Below are 13856 nucleotides of genomic sequence, written 5' to 3'. Positions count from 1 at the left end.
ACCCCGTCGAGCGAACGTACGACCTGCACGTCCCGTCCGCGTGACGGCTCATCAGGATCAAGGGGTGAGCCACTTCGTCAGTGCGGGTCGGCGTGCGCTACCCCTTCCCCAAAGGCGAGCACTGATAGCGCAGCCCCCGGCTCACGATCCTGAAGCGGTCGCGTCCCTGGGCGGAGAACGGGTTCGGCAGCTCGAACACGCGCCGTTCCTCCGGGACGAGGGCCGAGGTGATCAGCAGGATGCGGTAGCGGTTGTCCCGGGCGTGGCGGCGGGCCGCGTCCACCTCGGACGCTCCGAGCTCGAACTCGACCCGCTGGGCGCACGGTTCGCTCAGTGCCTTCACTTCGTACAACCGGGTCGTACCCCGCCATGCCACCTCGAAGTCGTATCCCAGGGAGTCTGACGCCTCACGGTCGTCGTTGATGACGGCCGCGTAGCCCGAGGTCCACCGCACGTCGGGGTAGTGGCGCTGGAGCCAGGCACGCGCGACCACCTCCCCGACGAGGCCGACGGCGGACCGCTGGTCCTCGTTCGTCTGCGACATCTTGGCGACGACGATACGCGGCTTGGCGGGGGAAGCACCTCCGCGTCGTGGCTGGGGCACACCGGCCACGTTGTCGAGACGCACCCTGCCCGACTGGGCGAGGAAGGCTTCGTAGATGGTCTTCGAGGCGATGTCCGCGATCACGGAGAACTGGTCGCGTCCGACCCGGACTTCGGCGTCTCCGATGGTGATCGTGCGCGGAGCGGGGCCGATCGAGCCGCCGGAGCCGTGGGGCCGCGTTGTCGCCTGCGTGAGATCCTTGTCGGTGAGCCCCAGTACCGCGGGATCCGCGGCGTGCGGCATTCCGGCGGGCCACCCCACGGCGCCTTGCACCGTGTCGAGCAATTGTTCTTCGCTCAGCAGCAACAGGTCGCTCAACCCGGTTCCGTCGATGAGGCTCCTGCATTCCATCAGTGCCGCCCCGTGCCACCCGGCGGGCACCTGGACGCCGTGACGGCGGCACCATGCGGCTACCAGGGGAGCCAGCGTCGCCACGAGCGCGTCGAGGGCGGCCGCGTTGAGTGCGCGCAGTCGGTCGACGGGCTTGAGCCCGGTGGGCCGTTCGAGGTCGTCATCGGCTCCGTGCGCACGGAGCCACTCCTGCACTCTGCTGTGCATCGCCTCCTCGGGCGGGGTGATGAAGCGGGGAAGCCAGTCCGGGTCCGGCTGCAGGTCGTGGAGACCGCGGGCCGCGGCGTAGCCGGAGATGTCCTCACCCTGCTGTACGGCGGCGGCGTATCGCTCGCGGAGCCGGTCGAGGAGAGCCCCGGAGCGGGCGCGCACGAAGTCACCGAAGACCTGTTCATGGCGGTCGGGGTAATAATCGGGGGAGTACCCGGGGCCGAGGGAGGCCAATGCGGCGTTGAACTGCTGGAAGTCGAGCCGTAGTTCGTCCCGGAGTTCGGCCGGTTTCGTGCAGGAGCGGGCCAGGGCCACCAGGTCGGCCGACGGCAGCGGCAGACCGGGCGCGAACCGGTCGATGATCTCGACGAGCTCACGCTCGCCGGCCGCATGGCTGAGCATGTGGGCGCCCTCCTCGTTCCAGTCGTCGGCGGTCAGGCACGCCAGCACCGGGCGGAGCAGTCTCACCGTGTCCTGCACGTCGCCGGTGAGATTGCGCCGGATCTCGGTGACCTTGGCCTCGGTCGTGTCCAGCGCCGCCGCGAGGACGGTGTCGTCGATGAGCGTGGGACTGCTGCCGTCGAAGTTCCGCTCGAGTTTGACCAGGACCAGTTCCAGCGCGTCCTGCAGCCACGGCCTGCCCAGCAGTTGCGCGACGGCGGGTGTCGCCGCCTGCAGTTCGTCCCAGCCCTCGTCACACCTCCAGACGACCACCGTGGGGTGCTCGTCGTCCGGCAGCGGCAGCGCGCGCGTCGTCGACGGTGATTCCGTCGGCGTCCCCGAGATGGCGATCTCCACGTCGTCGGCGTGCACGACGCGGAGGGTGCGAAGTCGTTCGAGCGCGGCACGGACACTGCGCTCGCTGGGGCGCACGAACGCCCCGGACTTGAGTTCCATCGTGAGAGCGACCACGGTGACCAGCCACTCCCGTCCCATGGTGAACACCGGCGTCTGCCCAGACGGCGTAATGGGAGCGCCGTCGCGATGACGTACCTGCACGTGGGTAACCGACGTGCGCTCCGTCTTCAGTCCGTTCACCTCGGCAAGGCGGACGACGGTGTCACCGGCCTCCGCCGGAGCGACGAGGACGGGATGGCCCGCCAGCTCAATGAGTGCTTCCTTCAGAGGATCAGCCTCGTCGCAGACGATGACCGGTGTTTCGTCGGCCGACGGTGCGAAGGTGCCGAGCACGTTGGTGCGGCTGACCACGAGACGGACTTCCTCCTGCGGCGCCCAGGGCCACCGGCCCGTCCGCGCGATGTGCGACCACGCCCGCTCGTAGTGCCGTTTGAAGGAGACGCTGAGGTGCTCAGGCACATGGCCCTTGTCGAGCACGTCGCCGAGCTGCTTCACCGCCGCCCCGGCGTGCTGCGGATCGTCCCACTTACGAAGGCCGATCCGGACCATCCGCTCGACGACGGTCCTGTCAGTGAGCAGGCGCCGCGTCGACAAGGGCAACGCCGGCACGAAGGACGGAAGTTCACCGTCGGTGCTGAACCAAGCCCGACGGGGTTCGACGAAGGAAGGGCCGTCCGGTTCCTCCACCGGCAGCCAGGCCAAGCTTCGGAGATAGGAGGCGAGAGGGGTAGGCCAGGTATGCGAGTCCTTGAAGGGGTACGTGGGCCTGTGCACGGTAACGGTGAGAACCTCCTCGCCCCAGGTACGCAGTCCGTGCATCAGCAGCTCGGCGAACTCGCGCCGGGCGGCGGAGCCGAGCCCGGCGACCTCGGTCGCTCCCTCCAGGTGAGCGGGCGCGCGCTTGAACTCGTACGGCGTGTAGGGGTGGGCGAATTTGGTCCACCCTCTCCTGACATCGGCGGACCAGACATCGGCGAGAGCGTCCTCAAGTCCAAGGCGCACGGCGAGGCTCGATGGACGCAGTTCATATCCCTGGCAGGCCCCGAGTCGTTCCCCGACAGCTCCGGGCCTCAGTCCGTCGCACACCCCGAGGGCCTCCAGGAACTCGGCGTAGGCCGCCCGGTCCCGAACCGGAGCGGGCCAGTCGTCGGGACCGCTGATCCACTGGTCCCGCTGAGCCGCCAGGGCAGGGATCCGGGCTCCTCCCTCAGCGAGGAATCGCTCCAGCCGCCGCGCCCCCTCGGTGCCCCAGGCGGATGAGAAGGAACAGCGTGCGGCTCTGCCCCACCGGCCGTCGGCGGTCAGCGGCAACCGGAAGGGGATACGGGCCAGTCGGCGACGCTGGGCCTGGGTGAGCAGCGGGTACTGCCGGAAGGTGAAGGTGAGGGCGTCGCGGCTGAGCGCCTCCGAGGGCCGTTCGGAGAGCAGGTCGTCCAGCGCGTCGAAGACGCGGTCCAACTGATAGGGGCGCACCAGTTCGTTGCGTTCGAGGAATCCACGCGCGGCACTGTCCCAGGCGATCGCCGGGTGGGTGAAGGAGATGCGGCGCCGGAGCGCCTTGAGGTCACCCGGGACCCGGGTGACGGCGTCACCGTCCGGGATGTCGTCGGGGTCGGGGTGGAAGAAGACGGTCGCGTCCTGCTGCCCGGACTCGGTCCGAGCGCCGAGGGCTCTTCTCAGCCGTAAGTCCTGGTCGAGGATGATGCGTCGGCCTCGCAACACACCTTGGTCCCGGGCGAACGCGTGGGCCACGTCACTGTAGAAGTCCGCCCACACCAGGCCTGCCGGCTCCGCGCCGCCAAGCAGTGACCCGGCCACGGTCTCGACCCACTCGGCGGCCAGAATCGCCGGAGGGCGAAAGGGCCTGGAGAGAGCGGCTTTGCACAGCTTGTCCAGACGCGTGTGACGGACAGGGCCGACGGACGGGGAAAGCAGGTCGGCTCCGGCCTGCGTGAGTGCCTCGGTGGTGAGAACGCGCCAGGAGCGCTTGCCGTCGGGCCATCCGTAGGAGTCCTGCAACGAGCCCCACGCCTCCCGGCCGTGCAGGGGCACGATCGGTTCGGTGGCGAGCCGCCCGTCCAGGGCCGAGTCCAGCCGGGCCGGTACGTCCCAGCACATGAGGTCGAGGACGAGGTCCGCGGCGGTGAGATGCGGGGTCTCCGAGCGAATGCGCCTGCTCAGGTCCACCGTCAGTGCGGCGAGTTGGTCGAGGAGGAAAGCGTTCAGGGCGACGGCCTCGCTGATGTCGAGGCGGGCCAGTTTGGTGAAGAACGGGGCATGGGCGTGGCCGGGGAACGGGGCGTGGACGCCTGTGGCCATCGGCAGGAAGGTGTACATGCGGCCGTGGGTGAGCGGTGCGTCGAGTCGCAGTGCGACTGCCACCCACGCCTCGGCATCCCAGTTCTCCCAGGCGGCGTCGATCTCGCGCGCCTGCACGCTGCGGCTGATCGCTCCGCTCAGTGCCTCGGAATCCAGTGTGCGACGTGCCAGCAGGTAGCGCCCCGCCCCGGCGAGATCGACCTCCCGTACCCAGTCGGACTCGCACGCAGTGACCAGGTCCGATGTGCGCTCGGCACGCGAGAGGACATGGCGGAAAGCAGCATCTGATCCGTCGCGCACCTCGACGAGGAGTTCGGCCACGCGGTCGAGAAAGAGCAGGAGCGGCGCCTCCCCGTTCACCATGTCCTCCGCCTGTGCCACGGCAAGTCCCCAGGCATGCTGATTGCGCAGCGGCAGCCGGACGACCGTGGAGTACCCGTCCTCGGCCAGTTCCTTGAGTACGGGATCGGTGACGTCGGCCGGTACCGGCAGTGCCAGCGGGGAGATGTCCTCGATCACCCGTGTCGCGAGTGCCGGGTCGTCCACCAGGGTCCGCGCGTCCTCGGGCCTGGTGAAGCGGAAGCAGTAGCCGTCGAAGTCGGGGGAAGCGGGCGAGGACTTCGAGTAGATCTCCGGCCAGTCCGTCAGTTGCAGCACGCTGCGGAAACCGAGGCCCTTGTTGCCGATCCCCTCGCCCGCCGCCTTGCTCGACAGGGCCAGCTCCGTGATGGCGCGGAAGTTCTCCTCGGCGAACGCCGCTCCCTCGTTGGCGACGTAGAGGACGCTGCCGCTCTCCTGGGCGACCGCCAGGACGGCGATCCTTCCCGGGCCGACATGTCCGAGTGCGTCGTGGCCGTTCTGGACGAGTTCGAGGATCGTGCGGCCCTCGTACTCCTGGGCGGTGTCCTCGCTGACGGACTTCAGGCTCTCGGCGAACCGCCATGTCTCGCCCGCGTCCCTGTAGATCTCGATCCGCCGCCGGGTCAGAGCGGTTACGGCCGCCCGGAATCCGTCGCCCTCTGCGGCGTCCCCCATAGATGTGATCGCTGTTCCCCCTCGTTCATGCACACCCGTGCGTCCGTGTGCCTGCCAGGAGCCAGGCCTGGCGATGCCATCCAACCGGATTGGGGGTCACGATTTCTGGTGCATCCCCATATTGGGTAACCAATGGGGATACCAGGCCACCCTCGCTGCTCTCACCGGGAGACAAGCGCGGTGCTTCCCCTGCTCGCTGGAACTCTGCGGGCGTCAGCTGCACCGTGTCCGGCTCGGCGCCGGCTCTGACCCTGGTTCTGTGGGCGACTGCGGAGAGTCAGATCTCCGGTGTCAGACGATCCGGCTTCCATGCCCCTCATACCTACCGGGTCCAGTCCCTGGACCTGCGGCCGGGCGACCGTCTGGTGATGCTGACCGACGGCATGCTGGAGCGCCACGCCAACAGCCTCGATCTGTCCGACCTGATCGTCCGCACCCGCGCGCTGCATCCCCGCGAGGCCGCCCGTACCTCATCGCGGCGATCGTCGACTCCAACAACGGCCACCTGCAGGGTGACACGACCGTCATGTGCCTGGACTGGCACGGCGTCGGGCCACTCCCGGCGGGACGCCGACACCGGTGCCGACCTCGCCGACGCCTCCGCACCGTCACGGACGGCGCGGACCACTCCTGGGCGATGACTCGAGGACCGGTAGCCGGCTTCGGCCGACCCCCTGGCCGCCGCCGCAGGCGCAGGCCGAGCAGGTCAGCAGGTGGCCAGGGAGATGGCGGCGTAGTGCGCGGTGAAAGCCGCCACGGTCAGCGCGTGGAAGACCTCGTGGAAGCCGAACCAGCGGGGTGAGGGGTCGGGCCGCTGGAGGGCGTAGACCACCGCGCCCGCGCTGTAGAGGAGACCGCCGACAACGATCAGGACGAGTACGGCTGCTCCGCCGGTGTGCAGGAAGTCAGGCAGGTAGCTCACCGGTGCCCACCCCAAGGCCAGGTAACACGGGGTGTACAGCCAGCGCGGAGCTCCGATCCACAGGACCCGGAACACGATGCCGGTCAACGCGCCCGCCCACACGACCCACAGCAGCACGGACCGCTGATCCGGCGGGAGGAGGAGCACGGCCAAGGGGGTGCAGGTGCCGGCGATGATCAGGAAGATGTTGGCGTGGTCGAGGCGTCGCAGCAGAGCCTCGCCGAGCGGCCCCCAGGTACCGCGGTGGTAGATGGCGCTCGTTGCGAACAACAGCCAGGCGGTGACCGAATACACGGCGCAGGCCAGGGCCGCCTGCGGAGTACGGGCCAGGCAGATGAGTACGACGCCTGCGATCAGTGCGACAGGGACCATTCCGACATGGAGCCAGCCACGCAGCCTCGGCTTGATCGGTTCGACCAGGTCGGCCGCCCGCTCCACCAGAGCAGCGACCGAGCTGGCCTTCTCCCCTGCATCGCCACCTTGTGATTCGCAGGGCAGCCCGTCTTCACGGCGTTCTCCATGTGATGAGGCGACGTGACTGCATTCGACTTCAGCGGCGTCGCGGGACACGGCTTCCCGTCCCCCCTCGGACTCCTGGGCGTCACTGGCAACCATGCGATCATGCTAGGAGACCTCACCCCGACATCATGGTGGGAGGTCGGCCCAGAATCCCGGGGCCACGTCGCCGGGCATGGGCCGGTTCGCCACCCTGTGGACTCCAGCCCTGCTGAGGCTGCCGCCGATTGCGCCTGCCGAAGCCGAGTAGATCGGCTGGTCATGGGAACGATCAGGGCTCACGAACGGGCATCTCCGCTCGCCTACGCGCAAGGATCGCCGATGCTTCCTGAGATCCGCCCCCACGTATCCGCCCCCCTCGCACACCAGCTGGAACACCAATTGGGCCTGGCGTCGCATCTCGAAGCCGGCCATCTCGACGTGGAGGGCGTCGCCGGCATCGCAGTCGTCGCAGCTGCCCACTCCGACGGCTACGCGGCCACCGGTCATCTCCTCGGGCTGCTGGCCGCGCTGCCTGCGCCCACCAAGGCAGGAGAACGCTTCTGGTCGGACCTGTGGCGGTCTTCGGGCACCGCGTACCTACTACCCGTCAACATCAAGGCTCTGGTGCTGCGTTCCCTGGCAGGAGAAGGAATTGCCCTGGCCCGGCAGATCCTCTCGGCCGTCGACGAGATGACCCCGCCCCAGCGCGTCGCCGCCGGGGAGGTGATCGGTCAGGCCCTCGCCGAGTCCGACCATCTTCCCGACCTCAAGACACAGGTCATCGGAGAACTGTGGCTCCGAGATCTCGAGCTCACCGCCTGGCGCGTCCTGCATGCAGAGGCAGGCTCGGACGATCCGGCTGGACGGAAAGCCTTCCTCGACGCCTGGACCAGCGTCTGAACGTCTGCTCCTCCAGGCAGCCGCGCCAGGCATGTGGCGCCCGAGCCGGCACGTGGCGCGCAGTCCCGGCCCCGTATCCCAACGCATCCGGTTCGGTGCTCCTGCACCTTCCGAGCAACCCTGGTCGCCGGACAGCCGACGAACTGCGCGCCGGCGACCTGGACCGCAGCGTGGCCGCCCGGCCGATCGGCACTTGTACGGTGAGGCGACCGAGCGAGCCGGGCCAACGTTTGGGAGCGACCGGGTCCAGGGAGTCCCCGGCCGAGGTCGCGCCCGCCCCGGATCCGCCTCAACGGCTCAGGGCCGCGCAGCCATTGCTGCGCGGCCCTGATCCTGTGCACCACGGTCCCATCCAGCCCTGGCGCGAGAGCGGGTCCCCTTGTCCGGCTGACAGCACGGGCCGCACGGCTGCGGCAGTCACCGGACGCGGCGTGCGCGATCCCGCGGGAAGGGCTGAGGGTCAGGCCGGGGTGATGTTCTCGGCCTGCGGGCCCTTCTGGCCCTGGGTGACGTCGAACGTCACGATCTGCCCCTCCTGGAGCTCACGAAAGCCCGAGGAGTTGATCGCGGAGTAGTGCGCGAAGACATCCGGGCCGCCCCCGTCCTGGGCGATGAAGCCGAAACCCTTCTCCGCGTTGAACCACTTCACAGTTCCCGTAGCCATAGTCATGCCTTCCAGTCGATGAACGCCTCCCACTCCATGTGGAAGGCGGAGGTGATCGCCCTGGTTCGTGCGGCACAGCACAGCAAAACGCCCACGCCAAAAGCGTGGGCAAGGGGAACTCCGAACCACGACAGCTGCTGCAGACGCTACACGCCTACACACCACGTCACCACAGGAATGATCACACCGCACACCGTGACCGTGCGTGCCGCGCCCGCCGATACCCGGCGGGCACGCTCATCTCATGCCGCGGCCGGGGGGTTGGGTGATCCGGCGGCGCGGCGGTGTTCGGCGTTGATGCGCTCGGCTTCTTCAAGCTGGTCTTCGAGTATGACGATGCGGCAAGCGGCCTCGATGGGGGTGCCGTGGTCGACGAGTTCCCGGGCGCGGGCAGCGATGCGCAGCTGGTAGCGGGAGTAGCGGCGGTGGCCGCCCTCCGAGCGGAGCGGGGTGATCAGCCGGGCCTCGCCGATGGCGCGGAGGAAGTTGGGGGTGGTGCCGAGCATCTCGGCAGCTCGACCCATGGTGTAGGCGGGGTAATCGTCGTCGTCGAGACGGCCGAAGGAATCGTCTGCTGTCATTGCACCTCTCTGTGGAACGCGTGGAGGGGCCCTGGTGCCGTACTGGCACCAGGGCCCCGAAGGAACTGCTACACCATCTGCCGGCCCCAGTGCTGCGCCGGCCTACTTGTTCCGCAGGCCCACCCGGGAGAGGGCGGGGAATGCGGGGATCGCGGATGTGTGACCGGAGACCACCTACCTGTCGATGTCCTGCGGTACCCGGGCTCAGGCCTGCCGCCCGGGCGATCCTGATGGCGCTGAAGTCCTCCGTTCTTTCCTCTGAACCAATCACTTGCCAAACGGGTACTGCGTACTGCTTGTACTGCTGATACTGCGAACTACTGGTGGCCTGTCGCAGCGCCACTCTTCGGCAGCCGGCCCCTCGCCCGTCCTGCATCTGCTCTGGCTCAGAACCCCACTGCCGAACCTCCCGGCACGCGCGCCCGCAGCCGACGCCTTTACCGAGGAACCACTGACTGCTGCACTGCTGGTACCGACAACCGCAGCCATGAACTGACAGTGCGTCAGCTGCGGTACTGCTCACGGCGGCCCCTGATCACTGCGGGCCACCCGGTCCGGTCGTCAGTCCCGTCACCGTCCTGCGACAACCCTGGCTTCGGAACTCCACCACCGCACCGTCCTGCGAACTTCGTGTACTGCTGCCCGGCAGTTCATCTCTGCCGGGCCTTGCTCGATCTCGGCTACGAGAGAAACCATAACCACACCACCACCCAATGTCTACTCTGGCGAGCATAGATTTCCAGCCGCTCGAGGATGAGGTAACCCGCCTCCCCTGACCCATGGATGGTCGGAGCAGCCCCGAACCTCAGGTCTGGCGCCCGGAGTGCCCCACAGCCGCGCAGCGCGTCGGGCTTCCCGCGGCGCCGCCGGCGGCGCCGCGGCTGCCGTCGGCAGATACCGGCCATCACTGGCCGGCGTGACACGAGGGCCTGCGTCGGCCTTGACGATCCCGGCCCGATGATCGTGCAGCTCTTGGGAGCCGTGCACACCGGTACCCGGGCCGCAATCCACAGACCGGCGCTCCTGCTGCCGCGTCAGCGCCTCGACGAGGTCTCGTCAACCACGGCCCGGATCGGGACCGGCGCTCGGCCCGCTGGTGTCTCTGCAGCCGACCCGCCCCGAGACGCCCCAAAGCCCCGCGCGGCCAGGACACGACGACGATCTGCCGCGGATCGTGCCGTGCCGTCACGTCTGGCGGGTGGCTTTCGTCCGTAGCGCCGTTGGTTCTTCGCGACAGAGGCCGGCTCGATCGTGGGCAACCCGCCCATGCGGACGACCACCCGCGGTGTCAGCTTCCCTACATTTCCCATCGATTTACTAGGAAAGCATTGACGGCCCGCCCAGCGCGTGCGCAGGATGATGCACATGGCCCACACTCAGCAACGACTCGTTCGTCGTCGGCATGTCGACTTTGGTCACGTCGTCAGCGCCGCATGCTGTCGCGTCTGAGGCACGCGGCTCACACCTTGCGCGTGCCACTCCGCTCCTTCTCCCTCATCCCGGGCGATCAGGCGAACCAATTCGCTGCGCCTGACGGCCCGACGCACTTCTGAAGGACGACCGCCATGACCACGGCACTTCCGGCCCAGGCCACTCCATCGGACTCGCCGCTCCCCGACATGCGCCATCTCCACCTCGTGGGCGACACCGCTCGGGAGGGCGACGAGGGAAACGGTTCCGCACCCCTCGTCGGCTATCTCGTGCTCGTCCCCGAGGGCACCGACCCCGCCCGGCTCTTCGCCAAGGACGTGACACGGCCGGAGATCCGGCCGGTCGCCTACACGGACTCACCTCCCGTGCAGGCGGGAGGCAGTGCCGTCCGCATCGATCCCGCGCGACATGTCGCCGAGGTGGACGGACGCGAACTGGACCTCACCTACCTGGAGTTCGGGCTGCTGGCCCATCTCGTACGCCACCCCCACCAGGTGCATTCACGCGAGCAGTTGGTGGCCGGCATCTGGGGCTACGAGCACATCGGCGACGGCCGCACGGTGGACGTCCACGTCTCGCGCCTGCGCCGCAAGCTCGGCACGGCTCACCGGCACCGGATCGTCACCGTACGGCGCGTGGGCTACAAGTACGTGCCCGACCAGCAGGAGAGCCCCAACCCCCCACCGTTCCACCGTCCTTGAGGAGACCACCACCATGGGCGTTGCCACTGCGCCGTCCGGCCCCGTCTCGGAATGCGACCGGACCGGGCCCGGCCGTGCGCACTGGCTGCGCGTGGCCCGGGAGGTGGCGGACGACCTGGCCACGGACGCGGTGGCCAGGGAACAGGCAGGCAAGGTCCCGTTCGACGAGGTGTCCCGGCTGCGCGAGTCGGGACTGCTGACGCTCCTCGTACCCGCGGAACTCGGAGGAGGCGGCGCGGACTGGCCCACGGTGTACGCCGTCGTCCGGGACATCGCCGCGGCCGACGGTGCGATCGGTCAACTGCTCGGCTGTCACTACTTCCTGTCGTGGAGCGCCCGGTTCTTCACCGAGCCCTCTCCCGCCACTCAGCTCCAGCACAAGTCCGCGATGGAGCAGTGGTGCTGGGGCGGTGGTTTTGCCCCTCAGGAACTGCCTCTGACGCTGACCAAGACGGCCGCCGGCTTCGCGCTCGACGGTCGGCAGACTTACGCCACGGGGGTCCTGGTCGCCGACCGTCTCGCCGTGCGGGCCGTACGGGCCGACACCGGCGAACCACTCGCCGTCGTCGTCGATCCCACAGGTCACGGCGTGGGGATCGACGGTGACGCCGACACTTTCGGCCAGCGCCTCGCGGCCGGCGGCAGCGTGGAGTTCGACCGCGTACCGGTCGCCGCCGACGACGTACTCGGCTCCCTGTCCGTGGATGAGGACGTCCTGTCGCCCCTGACTGCGCTGGCATCGCCGATCGGGCGTCTTCTCTCCGTCCAGCTCCGTCTCGGCATGGCTGAGGGAGTGCTCGCCGAGGCCCGTGAGTACAGCAGGGCGGGCCGCTCACCCTGGCACCCCGCCTGGCCGGTCGGCTCCGCCCAGGACCCGCAGGCGCTGACCGTCTACGGCGAACTCACCGTCCTGACCCGCTCCGCGTCCGCGCTCGCCGATCAAGCGCGGGAAGCCGTGCACGGCGGACTGGCACGAGGCGAAGACCTCACCTACGACGAGTACGCGGAGATCTCGGTCCTCGTGGCCATGGCCGAAGCCGCAGCCTCCAGGGCTGTGCAGGAGTCGACCGCCCGCGCCCTCGACATCATCGGCACCCGCTCCGCGTCCTCGCAACTGGGCTTCGACCGCTTCTGGCGCAATGCCCGGACCCACACCTTGTACGAGCCCGTCACCCACCGGCTCCGCGAAGTCGGGGACTACTTCCTCAACGGTGCGCACCCTCCGTTCGTCCTGCCCGTCTGACCGTGCGATGCCGCGCGCATTTCCCGGCCGGCTCGGCACGAGCAGAATTCGCATGCGCCCCGGCATCCAGGCAATTGTGAACGCGGCACTTCACCCACATGTCGAGCGGTTCAGAATATGAGATGTCCGCGCAGGCTGCATTGACTTGGCCGGATTTCGCTGCAACTCTCATGAATGTGAGCAAGTCCGAGAACCTCGCCGCGCGCCTGCACGTCGATCTGCGACGCCAGGCCAGCGCCATCTGTGCCGTCGGCCGCTGAATGCGCTGACGGGCGCCCCTCTCCCGCTCCATTTTCACAGTCGTCCACCACGACCGTTTTCGGCATGGACGGCTGATTCCTGGCAGGCATTTCTGGCAGGCATTTCTGGTGGGTCCTTCCCCATTCGGTGTCCGCCTTGCTTGCACCCAATTGCCGAGCACCCCACTCGGTCACGGCTTCTTCATGCCATCGATCCCGCCCCCGTCCCCATCCGCGTGAACAGGACCTTCTCCATGGCCACTAGTGCATCGACCCGACGCCAGTTCCTCTTCCTGCTCGGCCTTTCTGCGGTGGCCGTGAGCTGCGGCACGACCGCCGGAGCCACTTCCGGTAATGGCCAGACCAAGACGCTCCGGTACCAGGGCTGGACGGGTCAGGTGACCCTTCCGGAACTGGCCGAGGATCTCGGCTATCTGGAGGACGTGAAGCTGAAGTGGGTCGGCAACACCATCAGCGGACCGCAGGACATCCAGTCCGCGGCCACGGGCCAGGTCGACTTCGGCGGAGCGTTCAACGGCGCGGTGGTCAAACTCGCAGCGAACAACGCCCCCGTCAAGGCCGTCATCAGCTACTACGGAGCGGACAAGTACGCCTACAACGGCTTCTACGTCCTCGAGGACAGCCCCATCCGTTCGGCCAGGGACCTGATCGGCAAGAAGGTCGGGATGAACACACTCGGAGCCCACTCCGAAGCCATGCTCGACCTCTATCTGCAGCGAGGCGGCCTGTCCCGAGCGGATATCGGCAAAGTCGAGCCACTCGTGCTTCCACCGGTCAACACCGAGCAGACATTGCGGCAGAAACAGATCGACGTGGCCGTGCTCGGCGGCATTCTGCGCGACAAGGCACTGGCAGCCGGGGGAATCCGCCCGTTGTTCACCGACCATGAACTACTCGGCACATTCAGCGCAGGCACCTATGTGATGACGGACCGCTTCCTGAAGCAGAACCCGGACACAGCCCGGATCTTCGTCACCGGCGTGGGACGGGCCATCGAGTGGTCCCGTTCCACGCCGCACGAAGAGGTCATCGCCCGGATGACGGACATCGTGAAGAAGCGCGGCCGCAACGAGGACACCGCACCTTTGAAGTACTGGCGGTCCTACGGCGTCGCCGAGAAGGCGGGCCTGATCACCGGCAAGGAACTCCAGCTGTGGATCGACTGGCTGGCCGACCGCGATGACATCAAGAAGGGCCAGGTCACGTTGTCGGACCTCTACACCAATGAGTTCAACGGCAACAACACGTCCTCCTCCGCGGCGAAGAGCGGGAGCTGATC

The 13856-nt window shown here is 68.2% G+C and carries 9 protein-coding genes and 1 pseudogene; 6 read left to right on the top strand and 4 right to left on the bottom strand.

Annotated elements, in window-relative coordinates:
- Positions 1-97: 97 nt before the first annotated feature.
- Positions 98-5377, bottom strand: a complete 5280-nt coding sequence (locus IE198_RS20215; protein WP_189888556.1) for a sacsin N-terminal ATP-binding-like domain-containing protein — start codon at positions 5375-5377, stop codon at positions 98-100.
- 302 nt (positions 5378-5679) lie between these two features.
- Here IE198_RS20215 and IE198_RS20210 point away from each other — a divergent pair.
- A pseudogene (locus IE198_RS20210) lies at positions 5680-6018 on the top strand (SpoIIE family protein phosphatase); the annotation flags it as partial.
- Positions 6019-6083: 65 nt separating this feature from the next.
- On the opposite strand, the gene trhA reads toward IE198_RS20210, so the two are convergent.
- Positions 6084-6914, bottom strand: a complete 831-nt coding sequence (gene trhA, locus IE198_RS20205; RefSeq protein WP_189888554.1) for a PAQR family membrane homeostasis protein TrhA — start codon at positions 6912-6914, stop codon at positions 6084-6086.
- 222 nt (positions 6915-7136) lie between these two features.
- Here trhA and IE198_RS20200 point away from each other — a divergent pair, with 222 nt between their 5' ends.
- On the top strand, positions 7137-7697 hold the full coding sequence (locus IE198_RS20200; protein WP_189888552.1) for a hypothetical protein: 561 nt from the start codon (positions 7137-7139) through the stop codon (positions 7695-7697).
- A gap of 460 nt (positions 7698-8157) precedes the next feature.
- Here the strand turns inward: IE198_RS20200 and IE198_RS20195 are convergent, their stop codons facing one another.
- Both IE198_RS20195 and IE198_RS20190 read right to left on the bottom strand, forming a co-directional pair.
- Positions 8158-8361 carry a cold-shock protein gene (locus tag IE198_RS20195; RefSeq protein ID WP_053751759.1) on the bottom strand — a complete coding sequence of 68 codons (204 nt, stop codon included), beginning with the start codon at positions 8359-8361 and terminating at the stop codon, positions 8158-8160.
- 242 nt (positions 8362-8603) lie between these two features.
- A complete protein-coding gene (locus IE198_RS20190) occupies positions 8604-8942 on the bottom strand; it encodes a helix-turn-helix domain-containing protein (protein ID WP_189888550.1) in 339 nt (112 codons plus the stop codon).
- 1565 nt (positions 8943-10507) lie between these two features.
- Here IE198_RS20190 and IE198_RS20185 point away from each other — a divergent pair.
- From IE198_RS20185 to IE198_RS20170, 4 genes are all read left to right on the top strand, one after another.
- Positions 10508-11074, top strand: a complete 567-nt coding sequence (locus IE198_RS20185; protein ID WP_189888548.1) for a winged helix-turn-helix domain-containing protein — start codon at positions 10508-10510, stop codon at positions 11072-11074.
- A 13-nt stretch (positions 11075-11087) separates the two neighbouring features.
- Positions 11088-12317 (top strand): acyl-CoA dehydrogenase family protein, encoded by a 1230-nt coding sequence (locus tag IE198_RS20180; RefSeq protein WP_189888546.1) that lies wholly within the window; start codon positions 11088-11090, stop codon positions 12315-12317.
- Positions 12318-12487: 170 nt separating this feature from the next.
- Entirely contained in the window at positions 12488-12577 is a 90-nt protein-coding gene (locus tag IE198_RS36630; RefSeq protein WP_189888648.1) for a putative leader peptide, read from the top strand.
- A 233-nt stretch (positions 12578-12810) separates the two neighbouring features.
- Positions 12811-13854: an ABC transporter substrate-binding protein gene (locus tag IE198_RS20170; protein WP_189888545.1), complete on the top strand. Its 1044-nt coding sequence runs from the start codon at positions 12811-12813 to the stop codon at positions 13852-13854.
- Positions 13855-13856 lie beyond the last annotated feature (2 nt).

The organism is Streptomyces xantholiticus (genome assembly GCF_014651015.1).
GTDB lineage: Bacteria > Actinomycetota > Actinomycetes > Streptomycetales > Streptomycetaceae > Streptomyces > Streptomyces xantholiticus.
The sequence above is the reverse complement of the archived record's forward strand: the minus strand, read 5'-3'. Positions and strand labels throughout refer to the sequence as shown.